Genomic DNA, 18,137 nt, shown 5'->3' with positions numbered 1-18,137 from the left:
ACTGGCTTATAACCATTCACTTAATCAACAAAAAAATCAATCAACTAATAATGATTAAAGACCTTCCTGAAAATATTGTTGAGGATATAGCGATAGCAGTAGCGCTTGAAAAAGAAAGCGTTGAAACAAAGCTATGGTATGTTTATCTCATCAACCTTAAGAAAGATGCGATTGAGAATGTGTTGATAACCTCGAAAGGTTATGGTGAAAAAGACGGCGAACAAGTAAAAACATCAGTATTACGCCACATGTTCCCAATTGTACCAAGTAACTCATCAGTATTGATTGAACCTATTGACGAACAAACTTTTGGCTTAAATAATGAATACTGGTTGAGTTATTACATCGGTAATCAAATTTTCGACAAAAAATTCATTTTCCTTCCGGAAAGCATTGTCGAAATGAATTTTATAAAATTGCCTGTGGTAAATAAAGTAGGTGTGATGATCCGTTAAAATCCTATTTCATATATTTAGGTTTTAATTATAACCCATGCTTGAACAATACGACCTGCATAACCTGATGGTACTTGATATTGAAACTGTGCCGCAATATAGTAGTCACGACCAGGTGCCTGAGCATTTTCAAAAACTTTGGGATCATAAAACAGTATCGCAACGTAAAGAAGAAACAGCAGAAAACTTTTACGAGCGCGCCGGCATCTGGGCTGAATTTGGCAAGATCATTTGTATATCAGTAGGCATCTTCACTAACGGCAAACGCACCGGGTTAAGAGTAAAATCTTTTGCTTCAGATGATGAAAAGCTGCTGCTTGAGAGCTTCTCGGCCATGCTGGCATCCCAATCCCCCAATTTAATTTTATGTGCCCATAACGGCAAGGAGTTTGATTTTCCATACATTTGTCGCCGCATGCTGATCAATGGTTTGCGCATGCCGGTTCAATTGGAGATTTCGGGCAAAAAGCCCTGGGAGATCAATCATCTCGATACCATGGAGCTATGGAAATTTGGTGATTATAAAAATTACACCTCATTAAACTTGCTCACTGCTATATTCAACATCCCGACCCCAAAGGACGACATTGATGGCAGTCAGGTTGGCCACGTTTACTGGAATGAAAATGACCTGCCCCGTATATGCACTTATTGCCAGAAAGATGTTGTCGCGACAGCACAGCTCCTGAGGCGCTACCGCGGCGAAGATTTGATTACTGATGACTGTATAACCATTGTTAGCTAAATGATATTACAGGTAAACCATTTGGATGTTCAGTTTAAAACAGAAAATGGTTTGTTTCATGCGGTTAAAAAACTATCCTTCAATCTTAATAAAGGCGAAATAATCGGAATAGTCGGTGAATCAGGTTCAGGTAAATCTGTTGCTTCGCTGGCATTGATGCGCATATTAAATTCGGAGCAAACTCAAATTACAGGCAAAGTTTTATTAAATAATGCCGATCTTTTCAGCTTGCCTGAAAACGAAATGCGTAGCATTCGTGGTAATAAAATGGCGATGATCTTCCAGGAACCAATGACATCGCTTAATCCTTTATTAACCTGTGGCTATCAGGTTACTGAGGCTATTCAACTACATCTTAACTTAAATAAAAAACAAGCTGAGAGGCATACCATAGAATTATTTAAAGAAGTACAGTTACCCCGGCCTGATGCCATATATGATAGCTACCCGCACCAACTTTCAGGCGGACAAAAGCAAAGGGTAATGATAGCAATGGCGCTATCCTGCAAGCCGAAAATATTGATAGCTGATGAGCCAACTACAGCACTTGATGTAACGGTTCAAAAGAGTATTATTGAGCTGCTGCATCGACTTAAAAAAGACAGGGATATGAGTTTGATATTTATATCACACGACCTGGGTGTAATCCGTGAAATTGCCGACCGGGTACTGGTGATGTATAAGGGTGAGATAGTTGAAGAAGGTTTAGTAAATAATTTGTTTAATAATCCGCAACATGCTTACACCAAAGGTTTGTTAGCCTGCCGTCCCTCGCCTGCTTTCCGTCTAAAACAGTTGCCTGTAGTTGCCGATTTTATTGATAGGGATGGACACAATACAGGGACTAATATTGACACAGTTAGGGGAAAGTACTTATATTCAAAATCTGAAATTGACAAGCGTAAACAACAATTATATAACCAAGAACCAATTTTAAAAGTTAATAACCTGATAAAGGAATATACCGCTTCTTCCGGGTTATTCAATAGGTCAAAAAATACAGTTAAAGCAGTTGATGGTGTGAGCTTTGATCTGTATCCCGGTGAAACTTTAGGCTTGGTTGGTGAATCAGGTTGTGGAAAAACAACGCTTGGACGCAGTATTTTAAGGTTGATTGAACCAACTAGCGGCAGCATAAACTTTGAGGGCATCAATACGCTTGGGTTGGATAAATCTGCAATTCGTGCATTGAGGCGTGATATGCAAATCATATTCCAAGACCCTTATTCATCATTAAATCCGCGTATGACCATTGGCGATGCCATTATGGAACCGTTGCAGGTACATCAATTTTATAATAATGACAAACAGCGTAAACAAAAAGTGCTGGAATTGTTAGAGCGGGTAAATTTTCAACAGGCGCATTTTAACCGTTATCCTCATGAATTCTCCGGCGGACAAAGGCAACGTATAGTAATTGCACGCGCTTTAGCCTTACAGCCAAAATTTATTATTTGCGATGAATCAGTATCGGCGCTGGATGTATCGGTGCAGGCACAAGTACTTAATTTACTGCGCGAACTGCAGTATGAATTTAACCTAACTTATATATTCATTTCGCATGACTTGGCTGTTATTAAACACATTTCAGACCGGATGATGGTGATGAATAAAGGAATGATCATTGAGGCAGGATATCCTGAGGATATTTTCGATCATCCTAAAGAAGAATATACTAAAAAATTACTCGCTGCCATGCCTTTATTTTAACAGGACGATGATTAATTTTGCACAATGCAATCAACAGATATAGTATTAAAAAGAACCAGCAATAGCGATCCGGATTTTAAGTACCTGATCTGTCATCTAGACCAATACCTGGCTGTTATAAATGGCGAGCAAAATGCTTTTTACGCGCCTAATAACGTGCTGGATCCTTTAGATACGGCTGTAATTGCTTATTTTGATGAAAAACCTGTAGGGTGCGGATGCTTTAAGAAGTTTAACAACTCATCAATTGAAATAAAGCGAATGTTTGTTGACCCTGCCATGCGTGGAAAAGGAATAGCGTCGAAAATATTAAATGAGCTTGAAAATTGGGCTAAAGAAAAAGGCTATTCGCAAACCGTACTTGAAACGGGTGTTAAGCTTGACGATGCAAATGCCTTATACCGTAAACAAGGTTATAAAATTATACCTAATTATGGTAAGTATGCAGGAGTTGAAACCAGTGTATGTATGACGAAATCCTTATCGGGTCAATAAGGTGCCTTATGAGTTCTTAATTCAGTTTTCAATTCCAGTATCTGTTGTTGGGCCTGGCGATTTTCGAGGTAAAAGTATATCGCGCAAGCTAAAAACACTTTACTCAGTATAAATACGGCAGCAAATACCCATTTCCAGTTTTTGTGAACTCTAATCTGGCTCGATTCAGCTTCTACTTCAATAAACTGATCGCTTTTTCTGGCGTTATAATTTCCATTTCCGTTAGCGCCTTGCTTAAACTTTAAAGGCTCGTACTCAGGGATAGTGGATAATTCGTGCATCTTGTCCTCTATCTTTTCCCATGTGCCCGGCGGCGGCATAATTGCCATTTGCTGAGCCAGCCGTTCCATATCGGTTTCAAGCTCGTATAAAGCATTTCTTATTTCAGGGTAATGCTCTTTAAAGTAAAGTAATTCTTTGGTTTCCACATCAGTTGCCGCACCCAAAACATACAGCTCCAGTATCCCACTTTCTATGTACTCCTGTGTGTTCATGATGCTTGTTTAATTATTGCAAATGCCTCTTTCAGAGTTCTTCGCACAGTATCTTCAGCAATATTTAATTCTTTCGAAAGCTTGGTTACTGTTTTGCCATAATGATATATCCCGCAAAAAACTTCTTTTTGCTCGTGTGTCATTAATTTCAAAAATCTATTACGGTCGTTTTTATTGTTAAAATCGATGCCTTTAAGTTTAGGTTCTTTTAAACCTTCCTGAAAACCGGATAAGTGTTTTTTAGCCAATCGTTGCAAATAACACCAGGTATTTTCACCATCAGGAATAAGCTCTTTATAGTTGACTGATAAACCGCTATAAATTGACACTAAATGTTGCTCAGCCAATTTACTATCGTCTACAATATCGTAAATATACCCTAAAAGCATACCGGCATACTTATCGTAAAGTTCGGCCAGGCCATGGGATGAGTGTTTTAATAATATTTGCGTATCCTTTTTCAACATCTATCTCAACTGCAAATCAAAAGTTATAAGATTTTTTCTGATTCTATCTATAACCTCAAAAGTAAAAATAAAACAAAAAGTAAATTATAAAAATTTATTTAGCTCAGTGTTAATAAATATTTTTACGATAAAATTATTAAGGGTTTAACCGGATGATTATTTTTTATAGATGTAATTTAACACACCTGCTAAACGGATCCCTGCCTTCTCTAATCTATTCTCTACAATAGGTATATGCCGCTCATAGTATGCCTTTCCCAATGGTTTATTTTGTAAGGTATCAGCCTCGGCATACAGCATAGAACTTATCAGGTAGCTTTCCCAAATCCAAATAATAACCGGGTCGCTTTGCCATTTTTTTATCTGTTCTGGTGTAGCCTTATCATATTTTACAGCTAATTTTTTATAGTCATATCCATCTTGTTCAAGTAATTTACTATCCCAAATGCTATGAAGGTTGGTGTATTCATTATTGTAGGTAAGCATAATTGTGTTTCCGCCCTTATCCTCTGCCCTGCTTACATGCATTGGCTGGTGCGCATCCCCAACAAAATGCACCAAAAATTTTAGTGCTTCAACTTTCTTCCTCTGCGACGTATTATTATCTTTCAGATCATGTACGCAACGTAATATTGAATTATAAACATTACCGGTTTGCATACTTTGTACTTGTTTCTCAAAATCGGGGAAACTCAAACCTAAAGGTAAATTCACAAAGTGCCACGAGCCTGTTTCAGGATAGTCCTGCCTGATATCATCCGCCCAAGAGCTTACATCAGCCAAACTTTGATGCCCGAGTAATTCCTGAACACCCGCTTTTGCCTCAGGGGTCAAATGATTTTCGGCTATCTCACCTACTACATGGTGACCAAGAATTCCCCAAGAGATCAGCATAAAACCAAATAACACAAACAGGCATAGCAACAAATATTTTTTCATAGCCGCTAAAGTAAAAAACTAACGCTAAGTAAATATTAAGTGTTAGTAACAATACTGTGATTGCTATTTATACTGGTATACTTAGCGTTTAAAATTATTACCAATCAAAATTACATCTTTGGCCCGCCAGGTCTACCTCCTCCTCGGGCCGCTGCCAACCGGGGGCGGCTCCACAGGTATCATTTCGCCGTTAGAGCGTAGTTTGGATCTGCATTTTGCTATTGATTGTATAAAACACCAGGTTTGTTTAAAGAGTTTTTTTATGAATTAGTACTATAATTCACATCCGGCAGATTTATCTGCTAATTATTACCCATTAATTATTTGTTTCATCCAAATTGGGATCATCTTCTTTCGCTCTTGCATTAACGCTATAAATTCCTTGGAGGTAAAGTAAGCTGATTCCAGCATTCTTGGGCGTGTTAAAAAAGGGAAAAAGATCATTCCGGATACATTCCACAGAAGATTAACCGGATGAAAATCAATTTTACCGGCGGTGTACAAGTGTTTAAGCTGGGCCGCGAAATGTGATTTTTCCAATGACTTCATTTTATTTATCATCGCCAGGTTATTCAGGCTGCCGCTCATTACCTCGCTTACGGTAAAAAAAACAAAATCGGGGTTCTCTAATATGTTATCAATGTAATAGCCTACACAAATCGCAATTTTTTCATCAACCGTTATATTTTCATTATTCAAAACAGGTTCTATTTTATTGAATAGCCTGCCTATAGTTTCGTCCATTATAAATTCAAAAAGCTTTTCTTTACTCCTGAAATAATAATTTATCGAGGCTACATTAATGTCGGCTTCGGTGGCAATATCTCGTATAGTTGTAGCTAAAAATCCTTTTTTAGTAAAAATTTTTCGCGCCGCTCTTTTTATTTTTTCTTCCGTCGAAATCTCCGTAATTAACGACATGCTAAATTTTAATTTATTTGTAAAGCTAACTAAAGCCTTACAAATAACTTTAGAAAAACAATTTAATGTGTATCAGCCACTGCTTTTTGCCCTTTAACAAATGGTGCTAAAAAAACCAAAGGAATGGCGCATAGCATTGCTACACCTACTACCCAATAAGAGTCGATATAACTGAGCAAAATGCTTTGTTTTTGTACTGTACCATCAATTGCGGCATAAGCCATATGGGTTGCATCAATTACTGATTTGCCTTTCGCCATAAAAGCCCGGGTTAACGCGTTAAGCCTTTCGGTAAAATAGGAATTATAAGGATTGATATTGACCAGTAAATTATTACGATGAACAGCTTCCCTAATGTGGATTAAAGTATTCAATCCGGCTATACCAAATGAGCCGCCTAATTGACGCATCATATTGTTTAAGCCGGCTCCCTGCCCTATCTCTTGCCCTCTTAAACCACCAATAGCTAAAGTAGTAAGCGGAACAAAGAGTAAGGCTAAGCCTACGCCTCTTATAGCCAAAGGCCAAAAGAAATCCCCGGTGCCTGACGACAAAGTTGAATTACTCAACATTGATGAAAATATAAAAAATAAGATCATCCCGGCAACTGCCATAAATTGGGCTGGCACGCCTTTATTCAGCATAATACCAACAAATGGCATCGTTAAAATGGTAAATATTCCACCGGGAAACAAAATTTCGCCACTCTGTTGTGCAGAGAAGCCTAAAAGATTTTGGGTAAAAAGCGGAAATACATAATTAGAACCATATAAACCTAAACCCAGGATAAAGGAGGTTAGCATACCTGTAGAAAAACTACGGTGTCGCATAATTTTAAAGTTCACAATCGGGTGATCGGTACTTAACTCGCGCCATATAAAGAGTAAAATCCCAAAAATCGCGGTAATAGTTAACACCGTAATATAGGTGGTTGAAAACCAGTCTTCATCTTCACCTTTTTCTAATATCGTTTGTAAACTTCCAACGGCAACGGCAAGTAATGCAATTCCCCACCAATCAATAGGTTTATCTTTACCTGTGCTTGGTGTGGATTTTATAAATAATAGTGTAAAGGCCGCAGCCATACACCCAATAGGGATATTCACATAAAATATCCATTGCCACGAAGCATGATCGTTTATATAACCCCCAAGTGTTGGGCCAATGGTTGGGCCAAATACTGCTCCAAAACCAAATATAGCAGTTGCGGTACCAGCCTGATTGGGCGGCCATGATTCCAAAAGTATGGCTTGTGCGGTTGATAATAATCCGCCACCAGCTAAACCCTGCAATATGCGGAAGCAAACCAACTCTGTAAGACTATGCGAATTTCCACATAGAAAAGACGCTACCGTAAAAATTATAATGGATGTGAGGAAATAATTTTTACGCCCGAAAAAGCTACTTAACCAGCCCGACATGGGGAGTATAATTACGTTTGCCACACTATAACCGGTAACTACCCAGGCTGTATCTGTTATGGTAGATCCAAGGTTACCCTGTATTTGGGGAATGGAAACGTTAACAATTGTTGTATCTATAAGTTCGAGTAGTGATGCTGTTACTACTGTAATGGTGATGATCCATTTTCTAAATCCCGTTTCTACCATTTGATTAATTATTTGTTCGAATAATTCATCAACAAAATTAATCAATCGATTGATTTAAACAATTGTTTTAATCAATGGATTGAACTTATTGCACTTTTTTGACATTCAAAAAGTATTCAATTATTAAAAAAACTTATCTTCTTTTAATAATTTACAGCTCCCTAACTAATCAAATATATTTTAAATTTAAGGATCTAAGGGTTCGCTATTATTAACGCGGAAAGCGATTGGCAGTGCATAAAATTCCTGGCACGTGGTGTTGATCCGCTTTCCCAAACGGTAAGGTAAAAAACCCAATTCGTGCTGGCAACGCTGATCCATGTTGCTAATGTAAGCGCTTTGTAAAGAATCTGTTGTGACTAAAGCAGCCATATTTACCGGAAAGTGATATTGTATAATGAGCCTGGAGGCATTGCGCATATTGGTAGTCGTATGACGGGCATGTGGTTCCGTAATAATGGAGTTAATAGGTATCTTCAAACTATCAATTAAATACTTCCTCATCTCTATAGCCTCACAATAAGGTGTTTTGTAGGGATGGATTTTGCCGCCTGACACCATTATGAATGGTGCTAATCCATTATGGTATTCATTTACGGCAAGTTTGCAGCGGAATTTGCTCCCTTCGCTTAACGAAATGTTATTATCATCCGGCCCCTCACCCGGAACAAGAATGAGCGTATAACTAAATGCCGACCAGATTATATGTTTTGATTTCGATAACGCCGCTTTGTTGACAGTTTTTGCCATAGGTTCATAATCACCGGCATCGTTACGGCCATTTATCGCTAAAACTTTCAGCGCAAAAGTGGTAGCAGGCATAAAGAACATTTTTGAGCGATCAGATTCGTCAATCGCTGTGCAAGCTGCCTCCTTAATTATATAAATGTAGTTTTTATCATAAACATTAAAACTAATAGAATCGATGGCCGGGTAATTTGCCTTTGAACCTTCTGCGTAAACTGAAATAATATGATTAATGGCTTCTGCGTCCTGTTCCCATGCTTTAGTAAATTGTGCTGCCGGTGAAATTTTAATATCACCGGAGTATTTGTATGATGGAATTAAGTTAGCGTTGACCAAATGTCGGATATCTGCATTGCTCATATAAAGTTTAGCTAATTCAGCACTGACAGTTGATATTTGTGAAGATGTGAATTTAAACTTTGTAGTAATATCTTTATAATTCTTACAGTTCGATAAGCTTTGTATGAGCGCTTTATTTCGAAAAGTCAGCATTTTCGTAAGCACTGGATCGTGCTCGATTTGACGGCGAACCTTAGTGTTATTTTTTAATAGTTCAAGCAAGTAAAAGTTTTTATCTGCTACACTACCTTTATTGAAGATCGGATATCCGCTTACTGGGGTTATTTGTGTGAATCCTATGGAAACTCCAAAAAATACCACGAAAAAAGTGATGACTATAAACTTCATAATGTAAAGGTATTAAATACCTGCCGGCTGCTGTGCCGGTAAAAGCGTTTTTAATAACTTTGTTTAATACCCAAGAGAGCATATCCTTGAAGGTACAATATTTATATTTGTATAACATGAATGAATTTCAACTTAAATTAACGTCAACTCAGCTATCAAAGCTGAACAGCGATACCGCCGTGGATTTACTAAATGAATTATTTGATCGGGGTTCTAAAAATTACGACAGTCTCGCTTATGAAATTCAGCGTGAATTTAAAGCCGGAGGCTCACCACAGGTCACTCAAATGCATTTTGACCGGGTAGGATTTAATTTAGATACCGGGATGGGTAAATTTCGTGTGTTACTTGATATTAATTTTACCTTCGGTTGCGAAGATGTTAAAACTGAAAAAGAAGATCAAACCTCGGAATGGACATTTAGCCTCGACAAAAATTCGGGAACAATTACATTTAACAGTTCGCCATTTGCCGAAAACCGGAGTACAGCTGACGAATTTTAAATAACGTTATGCAGCAATCTGGTGCCATTAACCTGACAAAAAAGGGTATTAGCAGCGAGAAACCCCAACGCTGGGCGGACCTCGGCTGTGAGACAGGGACATTTACGATGGCCTTAAGCAATATTCTTCTTTCTGGCAGCCATATTATAGCCATTGATAAACAGGATCAAGACCTGTCAGTCGAATTTATTAAAGCCGACTTTGCAAAGGATAATTTACTACTGTCTGATCTCGATGGTATCCTAATAGCCAATTCTATCCATTATATACGCGACAAACAGAAGATCATTAAGAATTTGGAAAAGTGCTTTTATGCTAACCCAACGTTTTTAATTGTAGAATACGATACCAGTCGTTTTAACCCCTGGGTACCATATCCTATCAACTTTGAAAAACTAAAGAAGCTTTTCAGCCAAATGGGTTATACGTCAATAACAAAATGGCTGAAATTCCATCCCGGTTCGGCGGCCAACTGTATTCTGCCCTAATTCAGTTCTAGTTCTAACCTCATCGGAAAAAACTTATTGGTTTTGTGACAGAACAAGCGGATTAAGTTTTAGTGCTTCCGCAAACAACCTGAACGATTTGAGCTTGGCCTGATGATTGTAAACATGCGTGGTTGCCATAATTTCATCCACACCATTTTCCTTAACGAAGGATGAAAGCTTCGAATGAATTGTTTCCTTACTGCCAATAAACGAATACCTTAACATTTCCATAACTGCGCCTTCTTCAAACACACCCCAAACTTCTTCCATGCTTTTAATTGGCGGTTGAAGCAATTTACGCTTACCGGTAATGATCCCCATAAACATTTGTTTAACGGACGTTGACAGGTATTCGGCTTCTTCATCGCTTTCAGCGGCAACTACGTTTACGCAAGCCATCACATAGGGTTTATCTAAATGCACCGATGGAATAAAATTATCTCTGTAAATAGCGATAGCCTCTTTGAAATAAGCGGGCGCAAAATGGCTGGCAAAAGCGTAAGGAAGGCCCATTGCTGCTGCCAGTTTAGCACTATCTGTGCTGGAACCTAAGATCCAGATCGGAATATTCAGCCCTTCACCAGGTATAGCTCTAACCTTACCATCATAATTATTTGCTGATAAATAAGTTTGCAACGCCGCTACGTCCTTTGGAAAATAAAAAGCCGCGTTCATATTCTGTCCCCTGATGGCCTGAGCTGTGATCTGATCGCTGCCCGGTGCCCTACCCAAACCCAGATCAATACGACCAGGGTATAAAGTTTCCAGTGTACCGAATTGTTCAGCTATTACCAATGGCGAATGATTTGGCAGCATAATACCACCAGACCCTACTCTTATTTTTTCAGTATTTCCGGCAATATAACCAATCAGCAAAGACGTTGCCGAACTGGCTACAGATATCATGTTGTGGTGCTCTGCAAACCAATAGCGGCTATAACCCAGGGCTTCTGCATGTCGGGCATTATCTAAACTATTATGATAGGTGTCCGCAATGGAATAACCTTCAACAACAGTTGCCAGGTCCAACACGGAATATGAAATATCTTGCAATGATTTTGAACTCATATTCAAATTTACTGCTTAAAAACCGAAGACAACAAACAGTAATGCTGATATGACGCTTTTCAAACAATCAGAAAAAGATGAAAATGCTTAAATTGCAGCGTGAATTTAAAAGCAGTTTTAGCCCTCGATTATGTAGCCTATACAAATACCACCGTTTTTCTTACCGGCAAAGCAGGTACAGGAAAAACTACCTTACTACAACAAATTAAACAGGAAACAAAAAAGAACCTGGCAGTAGTAGCGCCGACCGGTGTAGCCGCTATCAATGCCGGTGGTATGACCATTCATTCCTTTTTTCAAATCGCATTTGGGCCGCTAATACCAGGTGGAGATAGCCGGCCTGAAATGCATTACAGCCCGGAGAAAAAAGAGCTGCTTTACAATTTAGAATTATTGATACTTGATGAGGTCAGTATGGTAAGGCCGGATGTGTTGGATCATATAGACCTGATCCTGCGTAATGTGAAAGAGTCTTCGCTTGCTTTTGGAGGAGTACAATTACTCCTGATAGGCGACCTGTCGCAGCTCAGCCCGATCATACGGGGAGAAGAATGGGAAATGCTCAGCCGTTTTTACAATAGCCCCTATTTTTTTAGCAGCCTGGTTTTGCAAAAAATACCGTATGTACGTATTGAACTTGACCATGTGTACCGGCAGAAAGAACAAGAGTTTGTTGATATCCTTAACGGAGTGCGTAACCAATCAATCAGTTCGCAAAACCTGGCGCTTCTAAATGAACGTTTCCAACCGGGTTTCCGGCCATCAGCCGAAGATCCATATATTACCCTTACTACTCATAACAGCATCGCCAACCAGATAAATACTGAATATTTGGACAATTTGGATACCGCACTTTACGAGTTTAAAGCAACAATTCGCGGAGATTTTCCGAAGGATGCATATCCTACTGAAACCGAATTAAAACTTAAGATCGGGTCGCAGGTAATGTTTGTAAAAAATGATACCTCTGCCGAGAAAAAATTCTACAATGGCAAAATAGGAACTGTTGCATGCATAGAGGAAAATACTGTTTTTGTGCAATGCGATGAGGTTGAACTTGCTGTTGAGGCGCAGGAATGGTCAAACATCAAATATCAATTGGAAGATGACCAGATCAGTGAAACCAATGCCGGAAGCTTTGCACAGGTGCCGCTAAAGCTGGCCTGGGCAATAACAATTCACAAAAGCCAGGGACTAACCTTTGACAAGACAATCATAGACGTTAGCGAAGCATTTGCCCATGGCCAGGCTTATGTGGCACTAAGCCGCTGCCGTTCACTTGCAGGAATGATCTTACGCAATCCTATAAGCGCCCAAAATATTATTAGTGATCCGGCTGTAATTCGCTTTAATGAACAGTCCTCCAGGTTACACACTGATACCAACCGTTTAAAACTTGACCGCTGTCTTTATGAATCCTATTTACTATCTGAACTTTTTGACTTCAACGGGTTAAAAAAGCGAATCAGCGGTTTTGAAAATCTGCTTCCCGGGTTAGAAAATAAAGTACTTGTTGTTGCGGAAAAATCAAGGCGCCAACTTAAACTGAATGAGCAGGAACGAATAAAAAAAGCTGCAATTTATTTCCTGAACGAATTAAAGCAAGCGTCTGAAAGTTTGAATGCACAGTTACCGCAACTGCTGGGCACATCCAAAGAGGGCGCGGCAAAAGCCGACAGGTTACTTCAATGGTTAATGACAAGGATGAGCATGATGGAATATTTCTCTACTTCAGATTTCGATACTGATATTTACCTAAATGTTAAAAAAGAAGCCCTGGCTACAAAACCAACATATTCCTATGTAAAAGCGCTTAATGCGAAACCTAATAACAAACTCTATGAGCAAATACTGGATTGGCGTGATCAGAAAGCCCAAAAAGAAAAGTTAATGCCTAATGGTGTTTTTTCAGAAAGAGCGGCTGCCATCATTGCAGAGAAACTTCCTCCAACGATAAAGGCGCTTAGCGCTATCAAAGGAATAGGGCTACAAAAGGCATCGCAATATGGCCAGGAACTTATCCTGATGATCCGTGCATATGATAACAACCAATCCGGCTCCGCAAAAGATCAGGTAAGTATGTTTTAAGAAAGCCTAAAGTTTTGTGAATCGGGATATATTTTGCCGGGTCTATAAATAAATAAGCCTGTAAATCATACAATTTACAGGCTTATTATGTTTGATAAGCTTATCAGCGGTGAGGGAGGGATTCGAACCCTCGGTACAGTTTCCCGTACGTCAGTTTAGCAAACTGATCCTTTCGGCCTCTCAGGCACCTCACCTATTTTTGCCTTAATGGCCGGTATCTCAATAAATCCCTTTTTTTCGGGACTGCAAATATAGCAATTCAGGTAAGCGGTCAAAAAAAAAAATAAAAACGTTAGTAATTAATTCGCACGTGATAAATGCTCATCAGCATCCGCTTAAAAATCGTCTTAATAGTTTCAATATCTTTCAGCGTTATGTCACTGTCTTTCAGCTGTTCCTGGTCAAGCTTGTATTTTACTATACGGTCAACCAATTCCCCTATTGATTTTTCGTCGGGTTCTTTTAATGAGCGCGAAGCAGCCTCAACGGAGTCGGCTAACATCAAAACACCACCTTCTTTTGATGAAGGGATGGGTCCGGGATACCTGAAAACCTTCTCATTAATCAATTTTTCAGGGAAATTCTTCAAAAACGATTGATAGAAATAATCTACACGGGTATCGCCATGGTGTGTCTTGATGAAATCAATTATTACCTCCGGTAAATTCGCGTGTTCGGCCATTTCTACCCCTTTGCTTACGTGCCTGATAATGATCTGGGCACTTTCTTCATAAGGAAGCTTGTCATGCGGGTTAAACCCCGAACTTTGATTCTCGATAAAAAACAAAGGATTTTCCAGCTTACCTATGTCATGATACAAAGCCGCCGCCCTAACCAATAAAGCGTTACCTCCAATACTGTAGATGGCATTCTCGGCCAGGTTAGCTACCTGTAAAGAGTGTTGAAAGGTTCCTGGAGCTGTAAAAGCCAGCTCACGTAACAATGGCGCATTGGTATTGGTAAGCTCTATAAGTGTAATATCGGAAGTGATGGCAAATATCTTTTCGAATATATAGATAAGCGGATAAGCCAACAGAGTGAGTAAAACGCTAACTACAAATGGTACAAAATCCATCCAGTTAATATTTATAAAACTGCCTTCGCGGATAAAGGAAATTCCCAGGAAAGCCATAAAATAGCTGAAGGTGATGATCACTGCTGAAATTAAAAATTGCTCGCGCCTGATAAGGTTTTTAATACTATATATAGATACCATACCTGCTGTGATTTCAAAATAGGCAAATTCAAAACTATTCGGCACAAAAAATCCCGCAATCAATACAACCAGTAAATGTATGTTAAGCGCCAAACGGGTATCAAATAAAATACGGATAATGATAGGTACTATACAATATGGTATATAATATAAATTAGGGGTTTGTAATTTTATAGCCAGAGATAACGTAGCCAGCATTGCGGTTATCACCAATAGTATCAGGGACACCAAGCGGTTATCATCGTAAATATCCCTGCGAAACATATATAAAAACACCATTAGCAGCGTAATGGCAACAGCAACTAATATTATTTGCCCTAACATTACTAATCTGCGGTCACCATTTACACGGGCACTGTCTTCAAATGCTTTTTTGTAAGATATTAGTTTTTGATATACCTCATCATTAACAACCGAACCCGTAGTTACCAATATATCTTCTTTTTGAACCATACCACGGGTAAGTGATAAGTTCTCTAAAGCTTCTTTTTCCAGTCTAGATGTTAACACATCATCATAGATAAGGTTACTTTGCATCCTATTCAATACCAAATCGAGCAAAAACGACTTGTCTATATCTTTACGTGTGCTTAAAACTTGGTTAAAGTAGGCAAGTGCTTTATCGCGGGTAAAAAGGTCGACAGTATTTTTATCGGTACCCACATTTTTGTCGAGTACTGTAATGGTATAATTAGGTGAATTTATCTGAAATTTAGGTTCAGGTTTTAAAATACCGATATCATAAATATGTTTAAGCAGGTTATAGCCCGTAGTAATGTAATCGTTTTTAAGCGCGTCATTAATTCCTGCTGTATGCCACTTAATTTCAAGATCACTTTTAAAATCATTCAATTGTTCATTAGCAATATTATTATTTAGCTGATAGATTGGCGTAACGCCGGCTAGGATTACTTTCCGGTCATTATTAAGTTCCTGTGGCGTTTTTAAAATGGCAAAGTTATACGGAGATATTAAGTCTTTCTGGGTCCATATCCTTCCCTTTTGTATCTCGTACCTAAACTTGGCTTGCTTGGGTAAAGTCCAAACAATTATACCAATACTAACTACCATCATTAAAAACTTGAGCTTGCGGGCATATTTGCGCAGTACAGCTTTTTGCCGGGAAGAAGACAGGTTTGCCATTGATATGTTTAAGATACCAAAATTAAAATAAGTTTTTGGTATAGCGATATTATTTAGTGAATGAATAGTTTATACAAGGAGCGATTGACTGATTTAGTGAATGAGTAATTTCTATTCATCGTTATACACTCAATCACCCCATCAAAAATCACTCAATAATCTTATGCATGCATAATAAATCTTAAATTTAAAACCGTAAATTTGCGTACCAGTTTATAAATTTTATGAAAGAAGTAGTAATTGTTGCAGCTACACGCACCCCAATAGGCAGTTTTGGCGGTAGCTTATCCTCATTAAACGCTACACAGTTGGGCAGCTTTGTAATTAAATCGGTTATAGATAAATCAGGGTTAAAACCTGAACATATACAGGAAGTTTACATGGGCAACGTGTTATCGGCTAATTTGGGCCAGGCACCAGCAACACAAGCGTCAATATTCGCAGGCCTGCCCTATTTACCTGCTACAACGGTTAACAAAGTGTGTGCCTCGGGGATGAAAGCTATTATGCTGGCAGCTACAAGCATTTCATCCGGAGAGAATGATATTGTGCTGGCTGGCGGAATGGAAAGTATGAGCAATGTGCCTTATTATTTAGATAAAGCCCGTAATGGATATCGATTAGGGAATGGACAAATCACAGACGGTTTAATTAAAGATGGCCTGTGGGATGTTTATAACGATTATCACATGGGTTCTGCAGCGGAGTTGTGCGCTAACGATTGCAAAATATCCCGCGAAGAACAGGATGAATTTGCAATTGAGTCTTATAAAAGATCGCAAGCTGCTCAAAGGGCTGGAAAATTCAGGGATGAGATAACTCCTGTTGAAATAAAAGACAAAAAAGGTGCTATTACCTTATTTGAAAATGATGAAGAACCACACGCTGTTAAGTTTGAGAAAATCCCATCATTAAAACCTGTTTTTAAAAAAGATGGCACTGTGACAGCGGCAAACGCGTCAACCTTAAATGATGGTGCAGCTGCCATAATTTTAATGAGTAAAGAGAAAGCCGAAGAATTGGGTATAAAACCAATAGCCCGGATTGTATCTTATGCCGATGCACAGCAAGCGCCCGAATGGTTTACGACTGCACCATCTAAAGCCATTCCATTGGCGTTACACAGGGGCGGTTTAACAATTGCTGACATAGATTATTATGAAATAAATGAAGCGTTTTCGGTGGTATCAATAGTTAATAATCAAACCTTAAAGCTTGATCCAGCGAAAGTTAATGTTAATGGCGGCGCGGTTTCCATGGGTCACCCACTTGGCGCTTCAGGTGCACGAATTGTTGTTACCTTATTAAATGTATTGCAGCAAAATGTCGGCAAATACGGCGCTGCCGGAATTTGTAACGGCGGTGGCGGCGCCAGTGCAATTGTTATTGAAAATTTGCGTTAATTGTTCTAATATTGAACTTTAAAACAAAATACATTTGTACGATGAGGCGGTCGCTTGTCTTTGTTCCCTTATTATTGATTTTAACACATTCATTTGCCCAGCATACTGATGAAAGCAGTAACCTGAAAAGGCTGAGCATGTACCAGGATAGCCTGGTTACTTTGGGTAATATAATGATCAATAACGAGAATGAACTAGAGCGGCAAAACGCTAATACAATGTTTGTTAAAACATTGGTTAGCGCTTTAAAAACCCCTAATTCATTTTTATTTCAATTCGATTCAGTAAAATCAGCGAGTATATTAAACTCTCCAGATAACAGGTTCAGGATCATAAGCTGGCATGTAATGAACGAGGATGGCAGTTATCGTTTTTATGGCGCTATACAGTTAAACACCGGCGGCCCGTTAAAGCTGTTCCCTTTAGTTGATTATTCACCTCTGCTGCAACATCCTGAAGATTCTGTTACCGATAACCGCAAATGGTATGGTGCGCAGTATTATAAAATAATACGCGTAACCGGCGATAAATCTTATTATGTTTTACTTGGCTGGAAAGGGTATACAGTTAATTCTACCAAAAAAGTTATCGAAGTACTTTCATTTAAAAACGATAAACCGCAGTTTGGGATGCAAGTGTTCGGCACATCAAGACATGATCGTATTATATTTCAGTATACCCGCCAGGCATCCATGCTCTTAAAATATGTTCCGGAAGATGATTTGATAGTTTTCGATCACCTGTCACCACCTGATGAGAAATCAAAGAAAGACCCGGAAACTTACGGCCCTGATCTGAGTTATGATGGCTATAAATTAATTAACGGGAGATGGAAATACGTTGATAATTTAGATATGCGTAATGTACCTGATGGACACGACAGCGATATTACTGACCCTAAAAAACAAGCTATCCAGGATAGGTCAAGCATCCAAAATAACAATTAAATAATCTTTAA

The 18,137-nt window shown here is 38.8% G+C and carries 17 protein-coding genes and 1 tRNA gene; 9 read left to right on the top strand and 9 right to left on the bottom strand.

Going from position 1 to position 18,137, the window contains the following annotated elements; genetic code table 11:
* Positions 1 to 50 precede the first annotated feature (50 nt).
* The 4 genes from ACYZ0U_RS10660 to ACYZ0U_RS10645 are packed head-to-tail and all read left to right on the top strand — an operon-like array spanning position 51 to position 3,405.
* Positions 51 to 455 carry a hypothetical protein gene (locus tag ACYZ0U_RS10660; protein WP_461452073.1) on the top strand — a complete coding sequence of 135 codons (405 nt, stop codon included), beginning with the start codon at positions 51 to 53 and terminating at the stop codon, positions 453 to 455.
* 37 nt (positions 456 to 492) lie between these two features.
* Positions 493 to 1,200, top strand: a complete 708-nt coding sequence (locus tag ACYZ0U_RS10655) for a 3'-5' exonuclease (protein WP_461452072.1) — start codon at positions 493 to 495, stop codon at positions 1,198 to 1,200.
* A complete protein-coding gene (locus ACYZ0U_RS10650) occupies positions 1,201 to 2,910 on the top strand; it encodes an ABC transporter ATP-binding protein (protein WP_461452071.1) in 1,710 nt (569 codons plus the stop codon).
* Between the two features lie 24 nt (positions 2,911 to 2,934).
* Positions 2,935 to 3,405: a GNAT family N-acetyltransferase gene (locus ACYZ0U_RS10645; protein ID WP_461452070.1), complete on the top strand. Its 471-nt coding sequence runs from the start codon at positions 2,935 to 2,937 to the stop codon at positions 3,403 to 3,405.
* On the opposite strand, the gene ACYZ0U_RS10640 is transcribed toward ACYZ0U_RS10645, so the two are convergent.
* The 6 genes from ACYZ0U_RS10640 to ACYZ0U_RS10615 form a co-directional block, all read right to left on the bottom strand.
* On the bottom strand, positions 3,399 to 3,899 hold the full coding sequence (locus ACYZ0U_RS10640) for a hypothetical protein (protein WP_461452069.1): 501 nt from the start codon (positions 3,897 to 3,899) through the stop codon (positions 3,399 to 3,401). The two genes, ACYZ0U_RS10645 and ACYZ0U_RS10640, sit on opposite strands and share 7 nt — an antisense overlap.
* Positions 3,896 to 4,366 (bottom strand): sigma-70 RNA polymerase sigma factor region 4 domain-containing protein, encoded by a 471-nt coding sequence (locus tag ACYZ0U_RS10635; protein WP_461452068.1) that lies wholly within the window; start codon positions 4,364 to 4,366, stop codon positions 3,896 to 3,898. The genes ACYZ0U_RS10640 and ACYZ0U_RS10635 overlap by 4 nt, the downstream gene beginning before the upstream one ends.
* 156 nt (positions 4,367 to 4,522) lie before the next feature.
* Positions 4,523 to 5,305, bottom strand: a complete 783-nt coding sequence (locus ACYZ0U_RS10630; RefSeq protein ID WP_461452067.1) for a S1/P1 nuclease — start codon at positions 5,303 to 5,305, stop codon at positions 4,523 to 4,525.
* 309 nt (positions 5,306 to 5,614) lie between these two features.
* Positions 5,615 to 6,226, bottom strand: a complete 612-nt coding sequence (locus tag ACYZ0U_RS10625; RefSeq protein WP_461452066.1) for a TetR/AcrR family transcriptional regulator — start codon at positions 6,224 to 6,226, stop codon at positions 5,615 to 5,617.
* Between the two features lie 62 nt (positions 6,227 to 6,288).
* A complete protein-coding gene (locus ACYZ0U_RS10620) occupies positions 6,289 to 7,836 on the bottom strand; it encodes a DHA2 family efflux MFS transporter permease subunit (RefSeq protein WP_461452065.1) in 1,548 nt (515 codons plus the stop codon).
* A gap of 186 nt (positions 7,837 to 8,022) precedes the next feature.
* On the bottom strand, positions 8,023 to 9,270 hold the full coding sequence (locus tag ACYZ0U_RS10615; protein ID WP_461452064.1) for a YdcF family protein: 1,248 nt from the start codon (positions 9,268 to 9,270) through the stop codon (positions 8,023 to 8,025).
* 116 nt (positions 9,271 to 9,386) lie between these two features.
* On the opposite strand from ACYZ0U_RS10615, the gene ACYZ0U_RS10610 reads away from it, so the two are divergent.
* Both ACYZ0U_RS10610 and ACYZ0U_RS10605 read left to right on the top strand, forming a co-directional pair.
* A complete protein-coding gene (locus ACYZ0U_RS10610) occupies positions 9,387 to 9,773 on the top strand; it encodes a hypothetical protein (protein WP_461452063.1) in 387 nt (128 codons plus the stop codon).
* Between the two features lie 8 nt (positions 9,774 to 9,781).
* Positions 9,782 to 10,261: a class I SAM-dependent methyltransferase gene (locus ACYZ0U_RS10605; RefSeq protein WP_461452062.1), complete on the top strand. Its 480-nt coding sequence runs from the start codon at positions 9,782 to 9,784 to the stop codon at positions 10,259 to 10,261.
* A gap of 33 nt (positions 10,262 to 10,294) precedes the next feature.
* Here ACYZ0U_RS10605 and ACYZ0U_RS10600 read toward each other — a convergent pair whose 3' ends face one another.
* Positions 10,295 to 11,329, bottom strand: coding sequence for an LLM class flavin-dependent oxidoreductase (locus tag ACYZ0U_RS10600; protein WP_461452061.1), 1,035 nt, complete (start codon positions 11,327 to 11,329; stop codon positions 10,295 to 10,297).
* 99 nt (positions 11,330 to 11,428) lie between these two features.
* Between ACYZ0U_RS10600 and ACYZ0U_RS10595 the strand changes: the two genes are divergently transcribed.
* Positions 11,429 to 13,417 (top strand): HRDC domain-containing protein, encoded by a 1,989-nt coding sequence (locus ACYZ0U_RS10595; protein ID WP_461452060.1) that lies wholly within the window; start codon positions 11,429 to 11,431, stop codon positions 13,415 to 13,417.
* 107 nt (positions 13,418 to 13,524) lie between these two features.
* Here the strand turns inward: ACYZ0U_RS10595 and ACYZ0U_RS10590 are convergent.
* A tRNA-Ser gene (locus ACYZ0U_RS10590) sits at positions 13,525 to 13,611 on the bottom strand.
* Positions 13,612 to 13,709: 98 nt separating this feature from the next.
* Positions 13,710 to 15,776, bottom strand: a complete 2,067-nt coding sequence (locus tag ACYZ0U_RS10585; protein ID WP_461452059.1) for an HD family phosphohydrolase — start codon at positions 15,774 to 15,776, stop codon at positions 13,710 to 13,712.
* Between the two features lie 224 nt (positions 15,777 to 16,000).
* Between ACYZ0U_RS10585 and ACYZ0U_RS10580 the strand changes: the two genes are divergently transcribed.
* Together ACYZ0U_RS10580 and ACYZ0U_RS10575 are read left to right on the top strand one after the other, a co-directional pair.
* Positions 16,001 to 17,179 carry an acetyl-CoA C-acyltransferase gene (locus tag ACYZ0U_RS10580; RefSeq protein WP_461452058.1) on the top strand — a complete coding sequence of 393 codons (1,179 nt, stop codon included), beginning with the start codon at positions 16,001 to 16,003 and terminating at the stop codon, positions 17,177 to 17,179.
* 41 nt (positions 17,180 to 17,220) lie between these two features.
* A complete protein-coding gene (locus tag ACYZ0U_RS10575) occupies positions 17,221 to 18,126 on the top strand; it encodes a hypothetical protein (RefSeq protein ID WP_461452057.1) in 906 nt (301 codons plus the stop codon).
* Positions 18,127 to 18,137: the final 11 nt, after the last annotated feature.

The organism is Mucilaginibacter sp. (assembly GCF_965225845.1).
In the GTDB taxonomy this organism is placed as follows: domain Bacteria; phylum Bacteroidota; class Bacteroidia; order Sphingobacteriales; family Sphingobacteriaceae; genus Mucilaginibacter.
This window is presented reverse-complemented; position numbering and strand designations above follow the sequence as displayed.